Source organism: Flindersiella endophytica (assembly GCF_054779015.1).
The window spans coordinates 282,948-306,933 of the sequence record NZ_BAAGYY010000041.1 but is presented as its reverse complement, the minus strand read 5'-3'; the positions used below and the strand labels follow the sequence as shown (position 1 = coordinate 306,933).

Here is a 23,986-nt window from a genome sequence, read left to right as displayed (position 1 = left end):
TGCTAGCCCTGGCTCCGGGCGGCCCGGCGAGCCACGTCGACGTCCTCGGCCGGGATCGCGCGTGAGGGGCGCTGGAGGATCGCGCGGATCTCTTCCAACGGCACCTTCGGCTCGCGGTCCTCCGTCAACAGACCGTTGCGCTCCTGCTGGGTGTCGGTGAGCTGGGTGTAGCAGAAGCCCGCGACGTCCTCGCAGTCGAGGATCGCGCTCACCAGGTCGGCGAAGTTGTCGCGCAGCTGCTCCGGCGACTCGACCGTGCCGTAGCCGAACCACTTCTGTCCGGCTTCCGGCCGGTACGACAGGCCGCCGAACTCGGTGATGACGACCGGCTGGCCCTCCCGCTTCGGACGGTTCACGTGGACCGCGCGCCGGCCCGGGCCGGGGCCGTGCAGGGTCCGCTCCAGCGCCTCGGGCGTTCCGTAGCGCCGGCGCAGGCTCTCACCGCTCGGCGCGTAGTCGTGCACGCCCCAGATGTCGCTCACGACGTGTTCCCAACCGTCGTTGGAGATCACGGGCCGGGTCGGGTCGAGCGCCTTGGTGAGGTGGTAGACCGCGCGGACGAAATCCTGCTGTTGCCGGGAGGTCGCGACCTGTGGGAGACCCCAGCTCTCGTTGAACGGCACCCACGCGACCACGCACGGATGGCTTCGGTCGCGGCGTACGACGTCCAGCCACTCGCGGACCGTACGTTCGGTGGTGCTGTCGGAGAACACGTACGCGCTGCCGAACTCGCCCCACACCAGCAGGCCGAGGCGGTCGCACCAGTAGAGGAAACGCGGGTCCTCGACCTTCTGGTGGATCCGGACGCCGGTGAACCCGAGCTCCTTGGCCAGCTCCACCTCACGGCGCAACGCCCCGGCGTCGGGTGCGGCCAGGTGCGACTGCGGCCAGAAGCCCTGCTCGAGCGCCATCCGCAGGTAGTACGGCCGTCCGTTCAGCAGGAACAGGCCGTCCCGGAAACCGCAGCTGCGCAGGCCGACGTAGCTCTGGATCCGGTCCTCGACGGCATCCGTGGCGTCTGCTTCGGCGCCTGTGAGCACGATCTCCGCGTCGAGCAGCGTCGGCGACTCCGGCGACCAGAGCAGCCGCATCAGCCGGCCGTCGCCGGTGAGCTCGTCGAGCGTGAACGTGATCCGCGTGCTCGTGCCGGTCAGCCGGACCGAGTGCGCGGCCAGCAACCCGCCGTCGTGCGAGAGGCTCACCTCGAGTGTCCGCGGCGAGGCCGCCTGCCGGTCCAGGCCGACGTCGAGATGGACGAAGCCCGCTTCGAGATCCGTGGTCCAGGCCAGCTCGGCGATGTGGACCGGCGCGACGACCTCGAGCCACACCGGCTGCCAGATCCCCGTCGTCCGGTCGTAGAAGATGCCGTGCGGCTCCTCTGTCCAGACCTGCTTGCCGCGCGGCTGGCCGAGGTCGGTGGGCCGGTCCTCGGCACGTACGACCACGGTCTGGCCCGCACGCTCGAGGTCGAGGACGTCTGTGACGTCGAAGCCGAACGGTGTCTGCCCGCCCGCGTGCTCGCCGACGTGCACACCGTTCACCCAGACCGTGGCGTAGTAGTCGACCGCGCCGAAGTGCAGCAACAGGCGGCGGCCGTCCGTCAGCTCGGGCGTCTCGAACTCACGCGCGTACCACACGACCGGGTGGAACGAGGTGTCGCCGACCTCCGAGAGCTTGGACTCCGGCGGGTACGGAACCTGGATGCTGAGGTCGAGCTCGCCGCCGGCGTACCAGTGCTGGGCCAGTCCCTCGTCCGCGTCGTCGAACGCGAACCGCCAGGTCCCGCAGAGATCCGTCCAGCCGGATCGTCGGAACTGCGGTCGCGGATGAGAGAAAGCGGTCACCAGTAAGCCTCCCGGCTCGCAGAACGGTCTTCGGTGGCTACGAGGGCGTCGAGCAGCCGCTCGTAGAGGTCGAGCCGGGTTTCCCTGTGCTCGCGATCTGGCCAGAGGTTGGTCAGCTCGTTGGGGTCGTCGGCGAGGTCGTACAGCTCACCGGTGTGCTCGCGCCCGGTCGCGCCGCCGTGGTGCACGACGAGCTTCCAGCGGTCGTGGCGCAGCATCGTGGTGTGGACCGGCTGGTCGTACGGATGGCCGCTGTTGCGGTACTCGCAGAGGGCGAAGTCGCGTTGCCATGCCTTGGTTCCGGCGAGCAGGCCGAGCAGGCTCGCGCCCTGGTGTGCGGGCGACGGCGGCAGGCCGGCGGCTTCGAGCAGCGTCGGTGCGAGGTCGATCCACTGCACGAGCTCGGGCCTGCGTTGCCCCGCGGGGATCCGGCCCGGCCACCGGACGAGCAACGGCACGCGTACGGCGAACTCGTACATCATCGGGCCTTTGAGCATCAGCTGGTGGTCGCCGAGCATCTCGCCGTGGTCGCTGGTGAAGATGACGATCGTGTCCTCTGTGAGGCCTGCCTCGTCGAGCGCGGCCAGGATCCGGCCCACCTCGTCGTCGACCAGGGTCACCATGGCGTAGTAGGCCGCCTTGGTCTCCTGCAGCTCCTCGGCGGTGTACTCCGCGTAGCCCTTGGCGTGTCCGGCGTACGAGCGCTGCGAAGCCTCGGTGTAGATCGGCGGCTTGCCCGCGAGCTCGTCCGGTGTGGTGATCGGCTGCGAGAGGCCGGCCGGGTCGTACTTGTCGAGATACTCCTTCGGAGCGCCGAAGCCGTGGTGCGGGTCGAAGAAGTTCGCGATGAAGCAGAACGGCTGGTCGCGCCGGCGATCCGTACGCAGGAACGAGATCGTCTCCTCGCCGATCCAGTGGCTGTAGTGCGCCTCGGTCGGCATGCTGTCGAACGTGACGTCGGAGCCCGGGTCGAGCGCCTCCTCGTACAGGCCGGGATGGCTCGCCCGCAGCCAGCGATGATAGGCGTTCTCCGACGAGCCCTTGTACGGGTCGTGCGCCCAGCGGAACACGCGGAAACCGTCGTCGAGCCTGCGCTCGCTGCGGCCGGCGAAGCAGGCCGACAGGTGGAGCTTGCCGACCAGGCCGCAGTCGTAGCCGGCGTCGGCCAGATCTCTGGTGAACAAGCGCTCGTGGGCCGGCAGCCCGACGCCGTTGGCCCACAGCCCGTGCGAGTGCACGTACTTCCCGGTCATCAGGCTGCCCCGAGACGGCCCGCAGACCGGGCTCTGCACGTAACAGTTCTCGAACAGCGCACCCTGGGCCGCCAGCCGGTCGAGGTTCGGCGTGCTGATCTCGGGATTGCCGTACGCTGCCAGCGCGTTGAACCGTTGCTGGTCGGTGCAGAGAAGCAGGATGTTCGGTTGTTCGGTCGCTGGTTGATCGGTCACTGTTTGATCGCTCCCGCGAGTCCCTGGACGAAGTGGCGTTGCAGCAGGATGAAGAGGACCACGACCGGCAGCAGCGAGATCGTCGCCGCGGCCGCCATTCCGGACCAGTCGGTGGTGTTCTCGCCGACGAACGCCTGCATGCCGACGCTCAACGTGCGCAGGTCCGGCCGCGAGAACGTGAACACCAGCGGCAGGAAGAACGCGTTCCACGTCGACAGGAACGTCAGCAGCGTCGCGGTCGCCGTCACCGGCATGGCCAGCGGCAGCATGATGCGGAAGAAGATGGTGAAGAAGCCCGCACCGTCGACGACGGCCGACTCCTCCAGCTCCTTGGGCAGCTGCCGGAAGTAGCCCCAGTACAACAGGATCATCGCGACGTGACCGCCACCGCTGAGCGCGAGGATCACGCCGGTGAGCGAGTTGAGCAGGCCGAGCTGCTGGGAGATCTCGACGACGGGGATGATCGTGTATCCGGTCGGCACGAACAACGTCGCGACGAGCACGACGACGACCACCCGGCGGCCGACGAAGTTGTAGCGGCCGATGGCGTAGCCGGCCATCGCGCAGCGCAGCACCACGAGCAGCACGGTGATGACCGTGATGACGACGGTGTTCCACATGTAGCGGCCGAAGTTCGCGTCCTGCCAGGCGCGGGCGTAGTTCTCCCATTTCGGGCTGTCGGGCAGCAGGTTGAGCCCGGATCCGAAGATCTCCAGCGGGTCCTTGAGCGACGCGGAGACCATCCAGAGGAAGGGGTACATCCACAGCAGAGCGCCGATCAGGAGCACCACCGTGATGATCCACCAGGGCAGGCGCCGCAGCAGCCAGCCCTCCGGCCGCTTGCCGCCGCGGGACCCCCTCGGGCGGATGCCGCCGGGCGCTTCGTCCTGCCGTTCGGTCGTGGTTGCCAACGTCATCGTTCGGCCCTCGCCTTCTGCACCGCGCGGACGCCGAGCAACTGCAGGAGCCCGACGACACAGACGAACACCCCGAACAACACGGCCGCGGCCGAGGCGTAACCCAGCTGGGGAATGGTCGCCGTGAACGCCCAGCGGTAGATGTAGATCTCCATCACCTCGGTGGCGTAGAACGGCCCGCCGCCGGTCATGGTCTGCATCAAGTCGAAGATCTTCAGCGCCGACTCGAGCGACAGCAACGTGATGATGACGAGGAACGGCTTCAGCAGCGGCAACGTGATCCGCCGCATCATCTGCCAGGCGTTGGCACCGTCGATCCTGGCCGCCTCGTAGACCTCCTCCGGGATGGTCTGCAGCGCGGCCAGCCAGTAGATCATCGTGATGCCGAACCACTTCCAGACGTACACGCCGGCGACCGTCCAGAGCGCGGACGAGGAGTCACCGAGGAAGTTCACGCCCTGGTCGACGAGACCGGTCTTGATCAGCAGGGTGTTGATCGGGCCGCTGGCCGGGTCGAACACGAACTGCATCACGACACCGACGATCGCCGTCGTGGTGACGACCGGCAGGAAGTAGGCGGTGCGGAACAGCGTGGAGAGCGGAAGCTGCTTCGAGTTCAGCAGCACCGAGAGCAGGAACGTCAGGACGACCTTCGCCGGCACCACGACCACCATGAACAGGATCGTGATCCAGAACGCGTTCCAGAACAGGCTGTCGGCGAACACATCGCGGTAGTTCCGCAGGCCGACGAACGTCTTCTCGGCCTCGAACCCGTTCCACTCGAGGAACGAGTACCAGTAACTGGCGATGATCGGATAGACGGTGTAGACGCCGTACACGACGACCGTGGGGGTGAGGAGCAGCCAGATCCACAGCTGCTGCTTGCCCTGCCCACGGCGGCGATCTCGCTTGGACGTGGACGTGAGTACGTCCTGTTGTGTTCCGATCGTCATTCGCGATCCATCGGCTCTCGGTCTCTCGGTTTCTCTTGTTCTCGGGCTCGTCTGCGGTCGTTAGTATTACGTTGAATACAACGTTGCACAAGGTCCGAAACCGGTCTCGGCCTGGGGTTTCCCGAGAGGTCGAGCCGTCAACCGAACGTGTTCGCGAGGAGACTTATCGTGAGTGGCCGCCCTGCCCCCGCGGGCGTTTGGCGGGCCGCGCGTACAGAGGCCGTCGCCGGCTCGCTGGGCCGGGCCGGGGGCATCGGCAAGCACCTGCAGAACCTGCTGAGGTGCGGCCACCCGCCGCGCCGTCGGGACAGGGCGTACGGCCCAGTGTCCGCCGGTTGCGTTGAGACTGCCGCCACGTTGCTTTGCGATCCGATGACGATCGGACGTTGGCGCTGGTGATTCCGCGCTGGCCGGACGCGCGGTCCCGTACGGCGTAGCCGCTCCTGATCAGGTCGGCAGGACGAACAGCACGCCCATCTCGCCGGCGGTCGCGCGGCCGTGGGTGACCGCGGCGCCGCCGGAGGTGACCTGGGACTTGAGGTAGATCGAGAACTTCGGCACGCACAGGCCACCGGTCGCCACGGGCACGGACGGGAGGTTCGTGTACGCGACGTCATGGCGGCGGGCGTCGCTGATCGTGAGCGTGGTCGAGTACGTCGCCGGCGTTCCGCAGACCGAGCCGTCGGAGTTGAACTGGGTGACGTACAACGTGGTCACCACCTTCGTGTCGGTCGTCGAGCTGGTCGGCGGACAGCCGTACGCGTCGCCGGTGCGGCACTTGGTCAGCGACAGGTCGCCGAACACCGTCAACGCCGACGTGCCCGCCGGTGGCTGCCACAGCCCGGTGACGCTCCCCGCCGACGCCGAGCCCGGGATCACCGGCGTCCACACCGGGTTGCCGATCGTCGTGACCTGGTTGGTCGACGCGGCCTGGATCCCACCCGGCACGCTGCGCCTGCCGACCTCGAGCTCCCCGCGCGTCACGGAGAACGTGCTCGGCGTCGAGCGCAGCGAGCTCACCCAGGCGTACAGCCGGCAGTACATCGTGCCTGCGTACGGCGCCGCGGCGAGCATCCGCGCCGAGATCGCGACCGACGGCTGCCGGTCCGGACCGATGTTCTCGTTGTGCACAACGCTGCCGGCAGTGCTGGCGCCGACCGCGCAGGAAACCGAGGCGTCGACCAGCGTGGGGATGTCGGCGTTGGCGAACGTAAGGTTCCCGTTGACGTAAGTGCGCTGCCCCGACGCGACCTCGAACGAGATCGTCGCCAGGTGATAGACCTTCATGTCGCCGTCCTTCGACGGCGCGCTGAACGTCCCCGGCGTCACGTCGTCGTGCAGGACCTCCGCGTAGGCCGGTGCTCCCGTGACAAGCAGCGAGCCCAGCCCGACGGCAGCCGCGACCAGAAACCGAACGACCTTCACAAGGCATCCCTCCCCATTCGTGTTTCGGCCGTGCCCGAATCGATTGTGACTCTAGGCCCGGCTCGAGGGTTGGTCAATACGGTCTTCCGTCTCTGTTCCGAAGCCTCGATCCATCCCGGGAGCGCTTGGTCGTTGCCTGGCCTTGGGCGCGTTTTGCCGTTTAGCGGGTTCTCACTGGGGGGGGTAGGTTGCGGTTGTCCTGTGGTTGCTGAGTGGTTGGCGTTGTTTCTTTGTCTGCGGGTTCGCTGTGTCTGGCGTTAACGAAATAGGGTGGCTGGCGTAGGTGCCCCTTGAGCAGGCCTACCGGGCCATGTTCTTCGTCTGCGGGTTCGCTGTAGTTAACCTTCTGTGATTGAGGTTCAAGAATTTTACTCCGCTTCAGTATCTCATTTCTCCCGACTTGGGGTATTATCGAATGTATGAGCGGTAGCTGCATTCTTCGTGGTCTCGCGCAGGTGCGTGAGACGCTGGGCGAGGTGGCGCAGCTGCCGCTGTTCGGACTCACCGAAGCCGAAGTGCTGACCGCACGGGAAGAAGCCGCGGCAGTAATGCAGGCCGCCGCCGAATTCAGCCCGGACAAAGTCGCCCTGTTCGGCAAGGACGTCCTGCGCCGCATCGATCCCGACGCCGACGACCGCCGACTCGAAAGGCAGCTGGAGCGGCAGGAGAAAGAAGCCGCCCGCGAGCGGGTGCTGTGGTTCAAGGACACGCACGACGGGATCGTCCACTTCGGAGGCCGCCTGGACGCCGCCTCCGCCCGCGCCGTGCGCACCGCCCTCGAACCGCTGGCCAAACCGACGGCCGAGGAGAAGAACGGCAGCGAGGTTGGTGAGCGCCGCAGCTTCGGGCAACGCATGGCCGACGCCCTCGTCGAACTCGCCCACCGATCCATGCAGTCAGGCACCCTCCCCAAGCATGGTGGCGAACCCACCCAACTCATGCTCACCATGCGCCTGGACGACCTCATGAAGGGTCTGCGTGCGGCGTTCCTGCCCACCGGCGAAACCATCACCGCCGCCAAAGCACGGATCCTGGCCTGCGACGCCGGCACCATCCCCGCCATCCTCAACACCCACAGCATCCCGCTGGACGTCGGCCGGGCCAAACGCTGCTTCGAAGGCAAACTCCGCAAAGCCCTCGACCTCCGCGATGCCGGCTGCGCCTTCCCCGCCTGCGACATCCCCGCCGCCTGGTGCGACGCCCACCACATCAAACCCTGGTGGACCGGCGGCATCACCAGCCTCGACAAGCAAATCCCACGCGAATGGTGCCGCCACAGCCATGAGGTCGATAGGCTGCTTGACCTGCAATGATACTGTCAGATGCGAGACTCGTTGTGACGCGCATCACAGCTGACGAACGATGCAGCTCGGCGATCGCGCCTATGTCTGAGGTGGCCTCAGCCACTGGCTGCGTACGGCGGCGGGCCAGGTCGTCTGCACACCCTGCGCCCGCAGCTTGGCCTGGTAGTCGCCGAGCTTGGTGGCGGTGCTGCGTACCGCCGCAGGGCTGAGCCGGGCGGTGGTGCAGTACGCCGCGAGCACGCCGGCGGACTCGCCGATGTTCCACTCGGTCGGATGCACGCGGTAGGCGCCGTTGGTGACGTGGCTGGTGTTGATGGTCTTGCCGCCGGCGATCAGGTTGGTGATGTTGCGGGAGATCATGGCGAACAAGGGGATCTGGTACGGGTAGCAGCGGGTCCACAGCCCGCCGGAGTTCTTCGGCCCGGGGTGGATGTCGATCCAGTAGTGCCCGGTTCCTACGGTGTCGGCGAAGTCGGCGGCGGTGCATTCTTCGGCGGGCTTGCCCAACCGGGCCGACCGGTCGTCAACGCCGATGTGCCATTCGGCGATGCGTCCCAGGCCGACCAGTCGCCGGGCCTCCCGGATGTAGGGGGCCTTGGCGATGCCGTCGAGCGTGCCCGACACGTCGGGCCGCAGCCGCAGCGCGGGATAGCCGGCGCCGCCGTCGGAGCGGGGGATCTCATGCTGCAAGTAGTAAAGGAGACAGCTGGACAGTTCTTTGGCCGCGGCGATGTTCTCCTGCTTCGTGGTGTCGGGAACCTCGACGAGGTTGCCGGTCTTGAAGTCGTTGCAGGCGTAGTTGAGCAGCGACACCTCTTCGACGAACGAGCCGGCGGTGAACGACGGCAGGGCGGCGATCCGCCGGTACTGCCAGAAGTTCGGGCCGTCGTCGTAGGAGTAGTCCTTGGTCGGGTCGAACAGATTCGCACTGAAGAACTTCACGAACGCGTCGCGGTGGATGTCGTAGGCGGCCGGCTTACTGATCCGGTAGTCGCCACCCGCCCGGTTGTAGCCGACCGCCAGCACCATCGTGAAGCCCTGCTGGTCTTCGGTGTCAGCGGTGGGGTTGGTGTTGTGCAGCTCGTTCGTGCCGGCCGCACCACCGGCCTCCCGCCCGACGACGTTCATCGCACCTGCCAACGGCAGCAGGTCACCGGTCTCGGTGGCCTCCACGAAGTACTGACCGGTCACCGTCCGCGTCACCCCGTCAGGTCCGGCCATGTTGACAGCCGTGATCCGGTCGCCCGACACAGTGGCCGCGACCGGCCTGTGCCCGAGCAAAATCTGCAGCTTCCCACCCGCCACGTAAGGCATCAGCAACGTCCACAAGCACATCCGCCACACCGCCGGATCCGCCGCGATCCGCGACACCCACGCGTTGCCGGGATTGGGCTGCGAGTCGTTCTTGAACGCTGTCGTCACAGGGAAGTACGTCTTGTAGAACTGCCGCACAGCCGCCCGGAGGCTCTTGTACGCGGCCGTCTGCCCGTACGCCCCGAGCGTCGGCTCGATCCACCGATGCTCATCCGGCGGCACCAGCTGCGACGTGAGCTGCCCGCCGATCCAGTCGGTGGCCTCGGTCAGCACAACCGAAGCGCCGTTGCGCAACGCTCCGAGCGCCGCTGCTACACCGCCAAGCCCGCCACCGACAACCACGACCTGCGCCTCGAACTCGTCCATCGTCGGCGCCAGCCCGTTGGCGTACGCGGCCTCCGGCGCCCCGAACACCAGCGCCCCACTCGCCACCAGCCCGGTGACGGACCCACCGAGCGCACCGCCCAGCAAAGCCCTCCGCGAAACCGACATCCACCCATCCCCTCCCGCGTGGCCAACGGCCAGCCCACCCAAACGAGGAGAAGATACCTGACGCATGGCCGGCCCGTCCCCCGAATTCCATGGACGTTTCGTAGACGCCGAATGGACACTGCCAGCCGCCCGCACTGACGGATGTCCGAATCGAACCGTTGCGGCTGCAATTGCCCGGCGGCGCTCGCGTCAGCGTCCGGTTTTGCTCTCTTGACAGGTAGTTTTCGGTTCCGCAGACTCAAGTCGTTTGGCTTGTCGGGGAGGACAGGCGGGGAAACGCTTACTCTGGGTGGGGATCATGCGCGTCGTTAGACGGGTACTTTCGTGTGCGCTATCGGCGTCTCTTCTGGTCGCGATGTTCGGTGCGTTGCATCAAGCGCCGGTGTCCGCGACCATGCGAACCGATATCTCCGCCGACCGGTCGGTTGTGCCGAAGGCGACTCCTCGTGCTGCGGTCGCGGTGCCTGAGCTGACCACCGAGACGCAGAAGGTGACCGCGGAGGTGGACGGTTCGTATACCGCTGAGGTGTCGGCGTGGCCGGTTCGGGTCAAGGACTCCGGCGGTAGTTGGCGTGATGTCAACACGGGTCTGACGGGACGTGTGGACGGGTCGGTCGGTCCTGCTGTCGCGCCGGTCGAGCTCGCGTTCTCCGGCGGCGGTTCGACCAGCCTGGTCGATATCGACGAGGACGGCAAGGGCTTCGCGCTCTCGTGGCCGGATGGGCCACTGCCGGCGCCTGTCCTGGCCGGTGAGACCGCGACCTACCCCAACGTGCTACCCGACGTCGACTTGGTGCTCGAGGCTGGTGCGACCGGCTTCGCCTCGTACTTCGTGGTCAAGACACCCGCCGCTGCCGCCAATCCCGCGTTGGCGACGCTGCGCCTGACGGTCGAAGGCGACGACCTGAGCCTCTCCACCGACGCCGACGGCGGACTGGTGGCCAAGGATGCCAGTGGCCGCGTGCGGTTTTCCGGTGCGCCGCCGCTCATGTGGGACTCGACGGGCGCGGACACGACGAGTTCGGCGTCTGTCATCGAGCAGGCGCAGGAGGCGAAGTCGGCGCCCGTCCAGGTGTCGGTTTCCGGCAATACGATGACGATCACACCTGATCAGGGGCTGCTGAGCGATCCAGACGTGACGTTTCCGCTGGTGATCGATCCGGCGGTGAGCCGGTCGCAAAAGCGGACGTACTGGGCGATGGTCTGGGAGAACGGTTACCGGTTCATCAACAGCTCCACCCAGGTCGCCCGCGTCGGCTACGAGTCGAGCCAGAACAAGAACTCCAAGGTGTTCTACCGGTTCGACACCTCGGCGTTCGCCGGCAAGCACATCCTGTCCGCAACCTTCCGGCATGCCCAGAACCACTCCTGGTACAACACCTGCGGCGGCACCAGACCCGAAGGTGTGATCCTCAGCAGGACCGGCTCGATCTCATCGTCGACCCGCTGGCCCGGTCCGAACCCGATCCAGGACCTCGGTACTGACTACAAGAGCCATGGCAACCGCAAATACTGCCCAGGCTTCACCGAGACCGAGTGGAACGCTGAGCCGGCGGTGGAGGCTGTGGCCGCTGCCAGGTCGTCCACGCTGACGCTCGGCATGCGTTCCACCGACCCGGGCAACGTGCAGGGCTGGCGGAAGTTCTCCACCAACTCCAGCTACCCGGTGCTGACCGTGCAGTACAACACACCACCGGATACACCGTCGTCGGTGCGGATTCAGGACCCGTCGACCTCGTGTGTGAGCTCGCAGGCGGATGCGCCGTTCATCTCGAGTGTGACGCCGCGGCTGCAGGCACGGTTGACCGATCCGGATGGCTCGAGCGCCAAGTTGCGTGGCCGGTTCGAGGTCTACGAGGTGGGTGGGTCAGCTCCGGCGTGGGCGGCGACGACGAGCGTAGCTGTGTCGTCGGGGACGACGGAGTATCTTCCGGTGCCTGCTGGTGAACTGACCAGTGGTCATGTGTACCGGCTTCGTGTGCAGGCGCAGGAGTCCACGTCGGAGGGTACGGATGGGTCGGCGTGGTCGGGCTGGTGTTATTTCCGTCCTGACATCTCTTATCCGCCTCCGCCGTCAGTTGTCGGTGACCCCTACTGCGAGCAGAGTTCGAACCAAAACTGTACTGGCGCCTACGGTGGTGTCGGGCAGGTGGGCGCTTTCACCATCGACAGTTCGGCGACCGATGTTGTGGAGTACCGCTGGCAGCTGAATGGCCGTGACTGGAAGTCTGCGTATCCGTCGAGTGCCGGAGCCCCGGTGGTGGTGCAGATCTGGCCGGACTTCGAGGCCGTCAATGTATTGAAGGCCGTCGCGATCGATCGTGCCGGCAACACGTCCACGACGAACTACTACTCGTTCAACGTCGCTGGGGGCGCCCCACCTAGCGGTGTGTGGAAGCTGGATGAGTCCTCCGGGACGACCGCTGCGGACACGGCGGGAGGTACCAATGTACGCAACCTGACGCTGCAGGGTGGTTCCTGGTCCGAGCTGGGCCGTCGCGGGAACTCCTTGTTGCTGGATGGTGTCGATGACTACGCGACGGCGTCCGGTTCGGCGGTGTCGACCTTCAACTCCTTCGCCGTCGGCGCGTGGGTGCGGTTGGACTCCAACGCCGCGAACCAGGCGATCGCTCGCCAGGCCACGACCGATGGAGTGCACGAGTTCTTGCTGTACTACTCGAAGAGCTCCGACAGGTGGGCGTTCCAGAAGCAGAACCAGGACAACCTCGCCTTCGCTGGAACGGTGTACTCCAAGACCGCCCCCGCGTTGGGTGTCTGGACACACGTGCTCGGTGTGTACGACGGCTCGGCGAACCAGATCCGGCTCTACATCAACGGCGTCCTCCAGAACACCTACCAGATGACGTCGCCGGCCTGGTTCGCGGGCGGCCGGTTCGAAGTCGGCTCCTGGAACTATCCGGGCATCGCCGGTGCCCCGTTCAAGGGCCGCATCGACGAAGTCCGGGTCTGGAACCGGTGGCTCGCACCACAGGAAGTGGCCAAGCAGGCCGACATCAAGGACGCCGCAAACAAGGACGCTCCCGAATTGGTTGCCCAGTGGACCTTCGACGACAAGGACACACCGTCGCGGGACAGCGCCGGATACGGGTTCAACCTTGCGCTGGCGTCGGGCGCCCAGGTCGTGGAGGACCGGGACGGCGGTGGAGTCCTGCAGGTCACCGGCGACGCCAACGGCTACGCCAGAGGCCCGACCGGCACCCCGATTGTCGACGGCACTGGTAGCTTCACCATCACCGCATGGGTGAAGCCGACGGACGCCAGTCACAACGGTGCTGTCGTCGCACAAGGCAACACCGCCAAGGACACCTTCGATCTTGGGACATCGCGCTCCAGTCCAGTTCGATGGCGGTTCGGACGCACGAACGCCGGAACCGGCAGCGCCGAGGTCGTCTCCGACGATGCTCTGGCGGGCGAGGACTATTCGGACTGGACTCACATCGCCGCTGTCTACAACCGCGTCGACGGCCGGATCTTCCTCTATGTCAATGGTGTCCGGCAGGACATCGAAGACGGTGCCGCGTACGCCGATCCCTGGCACGCCACCTCGGCGGTCATGTTGGGGCGGGAGTGGGCCGGCGTGGACACCTCCACATCGTTCGCGGGACGGATCGATGATGTCCGGCTCTACACCGGCGTGATGGACCAGGACGACATCTATCTGCAGTGGTACAACGGCTGAGGGGCTGGGCATGCGCATTTCCCGCAAGATTCAGGGCATCGCGGTAGCAGTCGTCGCAGGTCTGGGCTTCTCGTTGCTGCAAACGGCTCCTCCACCGATCGGCGACTCGGCCAGAGCCGACGGACCGGCACTGCGGCCGGACAAGTCGATCCCGGTCACCAAGGTCGTTCCGAAGCCGCGTGCGCGGCGGGACGGCACGGCGAAGGCGGCTCTGCGAACGCCTCCAAAGATGACCTGGCCGAAGGCCGGTCAGGCCGTCGTGACGATGCCGGCCCAGGCGGGCGTGAGGGAAGCCGGCAAGCCGGTTCAGGCCGGGACTCTGCCGGTTTGGGTTGCCTCGGCAGGCAAGCAGTCGCCGGATAGTGTCAGGGTCGAACTTGCCGACCGGACACGAGCTACCCGCGCCGCCACCGAAGGCGGCCTCCTTCGACTGTCACCCGGCACTAATGGCGGTTCGGGACAGGTGCGGGTGAGTCTGGACTACTCAGGCTACGCCCGCGCCTACGGCGGGGACTGGTCTCGGCGGCTGCGGCTGGTAGCGCTGCCCGAGTGCGCATGGACGTCTCCAGGCAAACCGGAATGCTCGCGAGCCACGGCCATCCGTTCGGCGAGAAATGACACAGCGGGTCAGAAGCTGACCGCGGCCGTCGACCTGGCGGGAAGGCCGATGGTGCTGGGTGCGTTGGCGGGCGCGTCCAGCGACACCGGTGACTTCTCAGCCACGGCACTGTCGGCGTCGGCTACCTGGAGTGCGGGTGGCTCGTCCGGTGACTTCTCCTGGTCGTATCCGTTCCGTACGCCGCCGGGTGTCGGCGGTCCGGAGCCGAACCTGGCGTTGAGCTACTCCTCGCAGAGCGTCGACGGGATGGTCGCCTCGACCAACAACCAGCCGTCCCAGGCGGGGCAGGGATTCGAGCTCGGCACGTCGTATGTGGAACGCAAGTACGCCTCCTGCGTTGACGACGGACACACCGACAAGGGTGACCTGTGCTGGAAATCCGACAACGCCACCCTGGTTTTGGACGGCCGGGCGACCGAGCTGGTGAAGGACGCCGACTCCGGTGTGTGGCGGCTGAAGGACGACGACGGGTCGCGGATGCAGCGCCTGACCAACCCCAACGCCAACGGCGACTCCGACCGGGAGTACTGGAAGCTCACCACGACCGACGGCACGCAGTACTTCTTCGGCATGCACGTCCTGCCCGGCTGGGCGAGCGGGAAACCCGGCACCTCCTCGGTGTTCTACGTCCCCGTCGCCGGCGACGACCCAGATGAGCCCTGCTACAACTCCGCCGGTTTCGCCTCATCGTTCTGTAACCAGGCCTGGAAATGGAACCTCGACTACGTCGTCGACCCCAACGACAACGCGATGTCGCTGTGGTACGCGCGAGAGACCAACTACTACGCCAAGAACGGCGACACCACAGCCGGGGTCGGTGTCTATGTGCGCGGCGGATCCCTGGCCCGTATCGAGTACGGCCAGCGCGCCGACACCATCTACTCCACATCGGCGCCGGCCAAGGTCGTGTTCACCCCCGAACTGCGCTGCATCAAAGACAGCGCCGGCGCCTGCCCGACCGGCCAGTCGGCCTGGCCCGACGTACCCACCGACCAGATCTGCCTGGCCACCCAGGCCTGCACCGGCAAGACAGCCCCAACGTTCTTCTCCCGCAACCGCCTGGCCACCGTGACCACACAGGTGTACAAGTCGGGTGCCTACGCCACCGTCGACTCCTGGACGCTGACCCACACCTTCCCCGCACCCGGTGACGGCACCTCAGCAGCCCTGTGGCTAGCCAACATCGTCCACACCGGCGGCTCAGGAACAGGCGCGATCACACTGCCCGCGGTTACCTTCGGTGGAGGCCAGTACACCAACCGCGTCGACGCGATCGAGGGCAACGCGCCGATGATGAAGTGGCGCGTTCACGAGATCACGTCGGAGACCGGCGGCAGCCTTGACTTGACCTACCGGGATACCGAATGCACCCGATCGGCCCTTCCTGCGCCGGATACGAATACGAAGGCCTGCTTTCCCTCGTACTGGACACGGCCGGGCGAGTTCGACCCGAGGATCGACTGGTTCCACAAGTATCTGGTCGCCTCGGTGTCGCAGGTAGATGACGTGGCCGCCTCGAGCCGCGTCACCACCACCTACTCCTACAACGGCGGTGGCGCGTGGCGGTACAACACCGACGAGCTGACACCGGCCAAGTACCGCACCTGGTCCGACTGGCGCGGCTACGCCACCGTCACCACCACAACCGGAGACGTCAACGTCGGCCCCAGGTCCCAGTCCACCGCCCTGTACTTCCGTGGCATGGACGGCAACCGCACGGCTTCCGGCGGCACCCGGCCGGCGTCGGTAACCGACTCCGAAGGCGGCGTGGTCACCGACTCCGACCACTTCGCCGGTTTCGTCCGCGAAACCCGTGTGTTCAACGGTGTCGGCGGCGCTGAGGTCAACGGCGAGATCGCGCTGCCGTGGGCAGTCCAGTCGGCGTCCGGTGGCGGCAAGACCGCGTGGATGGTGAACACTCGCTCGAACAAGACCCGCACGACGCTGGACGGTGGCAGGGAACCTCGCCGTACCACGCTCATCAACGAATACACCGCTGACGGGCTGCTGGACTACGCCGACGACCGCGGCGACGACGCCACCACCGCGGACGACCGCTGCACCCGCACGACCTACGCCCAGAACCGCACCGACTGGATGCTCGCCTATCCCTCACGGGTGGAAACCGTCAGCGCGGCCTGCACAGCGACACCAACCCGCCCCGACGACGTTCTCACCGACGTCCGGACCGCCTACGACAACGGCGCAGTCAGTGCCGCGCCCACCCGCGGGAATCCCACCACGGAGCAGCGGCTCGCCTCCTACAACGGCGCCACACCGGCCTACCAGACCGTCTCCACCTCCGTCTATGACGCGCACGGCCGCGCCACCGCGGTGACCAACGCCGACAACAAGACGACCAGGACCGCGTTCACCCCGACCACCGGTGGCCCGGTCACCAAGACCGTGGTCACCAACCCGCTCGGTCACACCCTGACCACTGAGATTGACCCGGCCTGGGGCGTGCCGACCAAGCAGACCGACACCAACAACAAGCTCACCGAACTCGACTACGACGCGCTTGGCCGCATCACCAGCGTGTGGCTGCCCACAAGGGTGCGCGCCAACAGCGAGAACCCGAACCTGAAGTTCTCCTACCGCGTCTCCAAGACCACCGCGTCGGCCGTCTCAACCTCGACGATCCGCGACGACGGCGACACCTACAACACGACCTGGGAGATCTACGACGGCTGGCTACGGCCCAGACAAACCCAGAAACCCGCACCAGGCGGTGGCCGTGTCGTCAACGAAACCCAGTACGACGCGCGAGGCCTTGCCAGCAAGACACGTGCCGACTTCTACAACTCCTCCGCCCCAAGCTACGGCCTGGTCACCACAACCGACGCCGCGACACCGGCCATCACCGCCTACACCTACGACGGCGCCGGCCGCCAAACCACCGCGGCGTTCTCCACAGCACCCGCGTCCGGAGACATCCGGGTCGACCGATGGCAGACCACCACGACCTACGGCGGCGACCGCACCTACGTCGACCCACCCGACGGTGGCCCCGGCGTCACCGAGATCACCGACGCCCGCGGCAACGTCATCGAACGCCGCGAGCACCCCAGCGGCGCACCAACCGGAACCAACACCGCCACCAAATACAGCTACGACGCGGCCGACCGGCTCCGCAAGATCACCGACGCCGACACCAACGAGTGGACCTACACCTTCGACCTCCGCGGCCGTCAGACCGAATCCGTCGACCCCGACGCCGGTCACGTGACCCAGACGTTCGACGACCTCGACCGGCTCGCCACCTCCACCGACGCCCGCGGCAGGACACTCGCCTACGGCTACGACGGCCTGGGCCGCAAGACTGGCCTATTCCAGGGGTCCTTGACCGGCACGAAGCTGGCCGAGTGGACCTACGACACCGTGCCCAACGCCGTCGGCCAACCGGTCGCGTCCATCCGTTACGTCAACGGGAACGCCTACACCAAGAAGGTCCTGGACTACGACAAGCTCTACCGGCCGATCAAGTCGCAAGTGGTGATCCCGGCCGTTGAAGGTGATCTGGCCGGTGACTACCGCACCACCGCCGCCTACAACATCGACGGCAGCCAGCAACTCCAAGGCCTGCCCGCCGCAGGCGGACTGCCGTTCGAGCTCCTCACCTTCGGCTACAACGAGCTCGACATGCCCGAAGAAGTGGAAGGCACGTCCACCTACGTCACAAACACCGTCTACAACAAGCTCGGCGACCCCGAGCTCTACAAGCTCCAGGCCGCACCGGACCGCTACGCCTCGATCGCGATGGAGTACGAGTCCGGCACCCGCCGTCTCACCCGCTCGGTCACCTCGACAACGGTCAACACCCAAGGCGCAAGACACCTCGACCGCCACTACACCTACAACGACATCGGCGACATCACCTCGGTCAAGGAAGACGCGGGGGCCGTCGAGATCGAATGCTACAAACGCGACGGATACCAACGCCTCACCGACGTCTGGACACTGTCCGGCGGCACCTGCGGCACGCCGACGATGGGGACTGGCCCGGCGCCGTACTGGAGCTCGTGGACCTATACGACGACGGGACTGCGCAAGACCCAGACCGATCACCTGGCGTCGGGCAACAAGACGTCGACGTACACCTATCCGGCCGCCGGTGCTGCGCAGCCTCACGCGGTGTCGTCGATCTCCGACGACAGCACGACGGAGACGTTCGGCTACGACGCTTCCGGTAACACGACCTCCCGGGTCAATCGAAACACTGGCACGGACCAGACGCTGACCTGGAACGACGAAGGTCAGCTCGCCTCCATCGCTGAGGGGAGCAACACCACCGGCAACATCTACGACGCCGACGGTCAACTCCTCCTACGCAAGGACGCCGCCGAAACCGTCCTGTTCCTCGGCCAAACCGAAGCACACCTGTCCAGCAGCGGCACCCTGTCCGGCGTACGGCACTACAGCCACAACGGACAAACCATCGCCGTCCGCACCAACGACCCAGCCGGAGGCACGGGCGCAACCAAACTGTCCTGGCTGGCGGTCGACCAGCACAACACAGCGCTGGTCACCATCGACGTGACGACCCATGCGGCATCCCGGCGACGGGAAAACCCCTACGGCGTCCTGCGCACCAAACCCACAGACTGGGTCTCCACACGCTCCTTCGTCGGCGGCTACGGCGACAACACCACCGGCACCGGCCTCGTCCACCTCGGCGCCAGAGACTACGACCCCGCCACCGGCCGCTTCCTGTCCGTCGACCCCGTCCTCGCCCCCACCGACCCACAATCCCTGACCGGCTACAGCTACGGCAACAACAACCCCATCACCGCTTCCGATCCCACCGGCCTCCGCCCCAACGACGAAGGCGCCGGCTGCGGCGGCTGCAGCCCCAGCCGAGCCGGCAGCGGAGGCCGGAGCTCGTCCTCGTCGAACACGAAGCCTTCGGGCGGAACGTGGCACAAGGTCGAGAAGGTGGTCACGGTCGCAATGAAGGCCGCCTCGGTCATCTACGCCATCACCATGTGGGCACACGAAGTGGCCGCCGCCAACCCACCGAAGAGCAACTGGGTCAAGGACTACGCAGCAGGCGTATGGGGCGCCACACTGGACGGAGCCCAATGCATCGGAACTGGCCCACTCTGCCCGGCCGTGTTCGCCGGCCAAGAACTCGCCGGACTACCGACACCCAGCGAAGCCCTCGCCTACAGCGTCGGCGCCGACACCGGCTCGGGGGCCTACTTCGCCGGAATCGTCGCCTCCTTCATCATCCCCATGGGCCCCGCCAAAGCCTCAACCACAGCTGCCCAAGGCGAAGCCAAGCTGGCCGCCAAGCTCGCTTCTGAAGTCGACGAATTGGCGGCCAGGGTTATGGCCGCGCATGCCAACGACCTGCATGGCCCAGTTCTGAGTGGTGCGATGGATCGCAAGACTGGGGCCATCTTCTTCGGGTTGAACGGGGACGTCCCGGAGAAGCTTCATCCTCTCCTGAGGAGGGCGCTTGACGCGTTCGAAGGTCCGCCGGCCCCCTTCCACGGCGAGCCTGGGGCTCACTCGGAGGTCCATGCCGTCAATCAAGGGCTATTCGCGCGGCAGGGTTCAAAGCTGGAGGACTTCCTGGTCTATAGTGTGCGGTTGAGAGGGAGCAAGAAGGGGAATCCAATAGAGATGTGTCCGAACTGTGCACCCATCCTCAACGGAGCAGAGGATTTGGTCCAGTGAACGAGCCGCGGGTTGTCCCGGACGAAGAGCTAGACTTCGAGGCCGACCAGGTGTTCACGCTGAACGGCTTGCCATTCACGGGCGTGGGCTACGAAGAATCTCCCGAGATCGGTCGGTCCGAAGTGACATATCAGGACGGGTTGCAAACGGGTCCAGCTAGATCCTGGGATCCATCCGGAGTGTTGAGAAGTGAGTCGTATTACTACGGCGGTGCGCTTCATGGCATGTCTAGAAAGTTCGACTCCGACGGCACGCTAACGCTGGAGTCGCGGTACGAGTACGGAATCCTCCTGCATCAACGCGCCTTCGGCCCTGACGAGGAGGTCATCGAGTCCTACGAGCTCGATCCGAACAGCTACAACGCTGAACTGCTTGAGCGGTACCGCAGGAAGTACAACCAGCCAACATAAGCAACTACCAAACGGCGACTCGTTCTTCCAATAAAGCTTCGCCGCCGCGAACGGCACGAGCGGTAGCGTGTCTCCCCTTCCAAGAACGGTGCATTGAGGCGAAGGCAGCTCTGCAGTCATTCGCGCCCACCGACACGTTCGACGTAGCCGCTCCTCGGCCACTCCTCGGTCTGCTGGTCGATGGCGAGTTCCTCCAACAAGGCGCACCCACAGCAAAGGTCGCGAGGCAGTGACCGTCCCGGGCGCCTCATGCCCGGACTGAGCACCGATCCTAAGAACACGGACATTCTGGACTGGCAGGCTGTTCGGCTGGAGGGCTCGACCGCCAACCCAAGATGCCTCGTGCTCACTGTTTGGTGATGGCGGCCGCACAGGAGGAGACAACGGGGTACTGCTATGCCGCCACCACCACACCACCATCCACAACAGCCAATGGGTGGTCCGGCCAGGTGGCCACGGCCGACCGGAATTCCTCCCACCACCATGGATCGACCCCGAGCAACACCCAAGACGTAACCGTCTGCATGATTCCCCACGTGCCGCCTAGCCAGGAGATCTTCAGAACTGTGGCAGAGGAAAATTCTTGAACCTCAATCACAGAAGGTTAACTACAGCGAACCCGCAGACGAAAACGTTGGTCCGGTAGGCCTGCTCAAGGGGCACCCACCGTCACCACCAAACATCGTTAACACCAGGCACCCACGAACCCGCAGACAAAGAAACAACGCCAGCCACTCAGCAACCACCGGACACACCGCAACCTACCCCACGGTGAGAACCCGCTAACGGCAAAACGCGCTCACGGTGGAACCTGCGAACTAGCGATTGATCGTTGTCTGTACTCGTCCGAACGTGTCGGTCGTCACCGGGAGCCTGTCGTCGAATGGTCGGTCGAGGGCTGCGACGAGGAACAGCGCGAGCGCCATGACACCGGTCAGCAACGTCAGCAGGACTCGTTGCAGCCGGATGCTGTCGACCTTGAACAGGTATGCCAGGAACAGGGTCAGCACCGCTCCGGACCACAGCAGCACCCAGAGCAGGTCTGGCAGGGCGGAGCCGTTGGCGCTCAGCCGGGCCCGGCGGGCGTCGCCGAGGTCGTTCATGCGCTGGATCGACTGGGAGTAGAGCGGGCTCGACCGGTCCGTGGCACTCATGCTGGTGTAGGTGCTCCACAGCTCGGCCAGGGCCGCCTCGGCCGGCTCGCTCACCTCGCCGCGGTCGAGCTTCGGCCACTCGTCCTCGATCACGGCTCGGACGTATGCACGGCTCGCGTTCTGCACTCTGCGCTGGTCCGCGGTGCTGAACCCTCCGGCCATCTGGTCGAGCTCGACGATCGCGTTGGTCTCGCGGGTGACGGCCACCTGGACGTCGGTGACCGCTTGCCAGACGATGACGATCACGAAGCCGAACAGCAACGCGTAGATCGTCGCTACGGTGGCGAAGGTCGCGTTGACCGCGTCGCTGTCGGCGCTCTGCGGCGGGTAGAACCGCCACACGATCGACAACCCGAGATGGGCCGCGCCAATCGCGAGGACGACCAGGAAGGCAGCGTCGACCCACATCGACAGGCCGATCGACAACTTCAGGACAAGGTAGATCGCGCCGACCGCCACGAGCCCTCCCGCCAACGGCACCATGAGTCGCAGGCTCGAGGCCCGTCTCCGTGCACGTTGGGCGGCGCGGGACTCCGCGGCCTCCTCGGTCGTCGGCTCCGGCGTTTCCGTCTCTGTCATTGGCATGGAGCGGCCCCATCATCTTCTGCGCAGGAACAGGAGCAATCTGATCGCGACCAGCACCGACGTCAGCGACATGCTGACCACGAGCAGCGGGCCGAACCCCGACCCTGCCGGGCTGCTGCCGTGAACGTGCGGCACGAGGGCGATCCGAGTCGTGGGTTCAGGCGTGGTCGTGGGCGTCGGCGTGTGGCCGGGTCGCCCGGTTGTCGGTGACGGTCGCGGTTGCGGTGTCACCTGCCGTGGCACCGGCGACGTCGACGGTGTGGGCACCTCGGCGGCCGGCGCCGCCGCCGCGGGCACCGGATCCGTCGTGGAACAGGACTCTCGCGGCGTGCCGGGGCAGGCGCTGGTGACCGTCGCCGGCGGTCCGCGGACGACGCCGGCCTGATTGACCAGAACAGTGTCGTCTTGCGCGCCGGTCGTCACACGCACCCGCAGAGCCAGGCTCGCGGACTCTCCCGCGGCGAGATCGCCCACCGACCACAGCAGCCGGCCGTCGCCGGCGGGGTTCACCCCACCGCGCGACGGCTCGGCCGCGATCAGGTCGACGGCGGCCGGCAGCCGGTCGGCGACGACGACATCGGCCGCGGTGCCGGCACCGTCCGCGTTCCCGACCTCGACTGTGAACGTCAGCTCCGCACCGGGACGAGGGTTCGTGTCACTCACGCCGGTGCGCAAGCTCAGCTGGGCAGGAACGATCCGGCCGTTGACAGCGACGTCGTTGTCGGAACGATCGGGGTCGTCGGAGGCGGGACCCGTGACGGTGAACCGGCTGGTGAGCGGCGTGCGGCCGACCCGCCTGGCGCCAAGGCGTACACGCGCGCGCAGCTCACGGCTCTCACCGGCCCGCAGTCGGCCGAGCTCACAGGCGAGGTTTCCACCGTGGAGCCGACAGGAATCCGACATTCTTTCGACGATCAGATGACCGTCGACCACGCCGGTCACGCGGGCTTTCGGCGCTGTCGCCGGACCCCGATTAACGATCTTGAATCTCAGATCATATGACGTCCCTGGCGCGAGCTCCGGCGGACGAGTGGCGGTGATCTCAAGATCGGCAAGCGGCTTCCCAATATGGGTCCTGATTGCCGTACTGTTGTCCGACTCATCGGCGTCGTCGGACACCGAGTCGGCCGTCGCCGTCGTGTAAGCCGTGCTGTCCAGGACAGCGTCGTCAATTGCCCTGAAGGGCAGCTCGATATTCCAGCTCTCGCCGCTCTTGATCTTCTTTCGCTTGCATTTGATCTTGTTTTCGGTGAGCGCGCAGCCATCGGGAACACCGGTGACGATCAGCGCCGGATCGACCGACACACGCACCTTCGTGTGCCAGGCGCTGGCCTCACCTTCGTTCTCTACAACGATTCTGTAGGAGCCCGCCGCACCCGGCCTGACCTGCTGCGAGCCCGTCATGCTGACCGCAAGGTCGGCCTTCGGGCAATGCAACAGATCAGACGCCAGGACAGGCGAACCTGCCAACAGAAACATAATGGCGGCAGCGAAACCTGCCGTCACAAACACCGGCCCTTCCCCCCTCTATCGGGTCGAGCTTGGTTTTCTGAAACAACGGTAGCTGCGCGTTCTCCCGCTGTCACGAAAATCGCACGGTTGAGGGGCTCGGGCGGTGACGCCCCTGCTAGTGGAACGCGCCAGCTACGTAGTCGCCCTTGGCGGGCTGCTGCGTCATGACGTTCAGCCGGTTCATCGTGTTCATCACGGAAATCGTCATGACCAGGGCGGTGAGCTGGTCCTCGTCGAAGTGCTTGGCGGCGTTCGCCCACACGTCGTCCGGTACGCCACTGGCGGCGTCCGCCATCCGGGTGCCCTGCTCGGCCAGCTCGAGAGCGGCGCGCTCGGCCTCGGTGAAGACCGCGGCTTCCCGCCAGGTCGCGACCAGGTTGAGGCGGACCGCGGTCTCGCCCGCCGCGGCGGCTTCCTTGACGTGCATGTCCACGCAGACGGCGCAGCCGTTGATCTGGCTGACGCGCAGCGACACCAGCTCCCGCAGCGACGTCGACAGTCCCAGGTCCACCATCGCCCGGCCCGTGGCCATCAGGTGTTTCAGTACCTTGCCGGCGTTCGGGTTCGCCATCACGTTCAGTCGAGCTTCCATCAGCCATCTCCTGTGCCGTTGTCTTTGCCTACGTC

13 protein-coding genes are annotated in these 23,986 nt (G+C 66.2%); 4 read left to right on the top strand and 9 right to left on the bottom strand.

The genetic code is table 11. The annotated features are described in order from the left end of the window. Nucleotides 1-2 precede the first annotated feature (2 nt). From ACYVF6_RS42245 to ACYVF6_RS42225, 5 genes are all read right to left on the bottom strand, one after another. Nucleotides 3-1,844, bottom strand: coding sequence for a glycoside hydrolase family 2 protein (locus tag ACYVF6_RS42245; protein WP_460531301.1), 1,842 nt, complete (start codon nucleotides 1,842-1,844; stop codon nucleotides 3-5). Next, a complete protein-coding gene (locus ACYVF6_RS42240) occupies nucleotides 1,841-3,292 on the bottom strand; it encodes an alkaline phosphatase family protein (protein WP_460531298.1) in 1,452 nt (483 codons plus the stop codon). Before ACYVF6_RS42240 ends, ACYVF6_RS42245 begins: the two co-directional genes overlap by 4 nt. Then, nucleotides 3,289-4,209, bottom strand: coding sequence for a carbohydrate ABC transporter permease (locus ACYVF6_RS42235; protein ID WP_460531295.1), 921 nt, complete (start codon nucleotides 4,207-4,209; stop codon nucleotides 3,289-3,291). Before ACYVF6_RS42235 ends, ACYVF6_RS42240 begins: the two co-directional genes overlap by 4 nt. Further along, the gene (locus ACYVF6_RS42230) at nucleotides 4,206-5,162 is read right to left on the bottom strand and encodes a carbohydrate ABC transporter permease (RefSeq protein ID WP_460531292.1); all 957 of its coding nucleotides are present in this window, start codon (nucleotides 5,160-5,162) and stop codon (nucleotides 4,206-4,208) included. The genes ACYVF6_RS42235 and ACYVF6_RS42230 overlap by 4 nt, the downstream gene beginning before the upstream one ends. Before the next feature lie 447 nt (nucleotides 5,163-5,609). Continuing rightward, nucleotides 5,610-6,587 carry a hypothetical protein gene (locus ACYVF6_RS42225; protein ID WP_460531289.1) on the bottom strand — a complete coding sequence of 326 codons (978 nt, stop codon included), beginning with the start codon at nucleotides 6,585-6,587 and terminating at the stop codon, nucleotides 5,610-5,612. Nucleotides 6,588-7,006: 419 nt separating this feature from the next. Between ACYVF6_RS42225 and ACYVF6_RS42220 the strand changes: the two genes are divergently transcribed. Next, nucleotides 7,007-7,900, top strand: coding sequence for an HNH endonuclease signature motif containing protein (locus ACYVF6_RS42220; RefSeq protein WP_460531286.1), 894 nt, complete (start codon nucleotides 7,007-7,009; stop codon nucleotides 7,898-7,900). Between the two features lie 69 nt (nucleotides 7,901-7,969). Here ACYVF6_RS42220 and ACYVF6_RS42215 read toward each other — a convergent pair whose 3' ends face one another. Then, entirely contained in the window at nucleotides 7,970-9,697 is a 1,728-nt protein-coding gene (locus ACYVF6_RS42215) for an FAD-dependent oxidoreductase (protein WP_460531283.1), read from the bottom strand. A gap of 355 nt (nucleotides 9,698-10,052) precedes the next feature. On the opposite strand from ACYVF6_RS42215, the gene ACYVF6_RS42210 reads away from it, so the two are divergent. Genes ACYVF6_RS42210 through ACYVF6_RS42200 form a run of 3 tightly spaced genes read left to right on the top strand, consistent with a single transcriptional unit; the run spans nucleotide 10,053 to nucleotide 20,108 of the window. Continuing rightward, complete coding sequence (locus ACYVF6_RS42210) at nucleotides 10,053-13,397, top strand: LamG domain-containing protein (RefSeq protein ID WP_460531280.1); 3,345 nt, start codon at nucleotides 10,053-10,055, stop codon at nucleotides 13,395-13,397. 10 nt (nucleotides 13,398-13,407) lie between these two features. Further along, entirely contained in the window at nucleotides 13,408-19,698 is a 6,291-nt protein-coding gene (locus ACYVF6_RS42205; protein WP_460531277.1) for an RHS repeat-associated core domain-containing protein, read from the top strand. Then, entirely contained in the window at nucleotides 19,695-20,108 is a 414-nt protein-coding gene (locus ACYVF6_RS42200) for a toxin-antitoxin system YwqK family antitoxin (protein WP_460531274.1), read from the top strand. The genes ACYVF6_RS42205 and ACYVF6_RS42200 overlap by 4 nt, the downstream gene beginning before the upstream one ends. A gap of 818 nt (nucleotides 20,109-20,926) precedes the next feature. On the opposite strand, the gene ACYVF6_RS42195 is transcribed toward ACYVF6_RS42200, so the two are convergent. The 3 genes from ACYVF6_RS42195 to ACYVF6_RS42185 form a co-directional block, all read right to left on the bottom strand. Continuing rightward, nucleotides 20,927-21,841 carry a bestrophin-like domain gene (locus ACYVF6_RS42195; RefSeq protein WP_460531271.1) on the bottom strand — a complete coding sequence of 305 codons (915 nt, stop codon included), beginning with the start codon at nucleotides 21,839-21,841 and terminating at the stop codon, nucleotides 20,927-20,929. Nucleotides 21,842-21,859: 18 nt separating this feature from the next. Continuing rightward, the gene (locus ACYVF6_RS42190; protein ID WP_460531268.1) at nucleotides 21,860-23,326 is read right to left on the bottom strand and encodes a hypothetical protein; all 1,467 of its coding nucleotides are present in this window, start codon (nucleotides 23,324-23,326) and stop codon (nucleotides 21,860-21,862) included. A 148-nt stretch (nucleotides 23,327-23,474) separates the two neighbouring features. Further along, entirely contained in the window at nucleotides 23,475-23,951 is a 477-nt protein-coding gene (locus tag ACYVF6_RS42185) for a carboxymuconolactone decarboxylase family protein (RefSeq protein WP_460531265.1), read from the bottom strand. Nucleotides 23,952-23,986 lie beyond the last annotated feature (35 nt).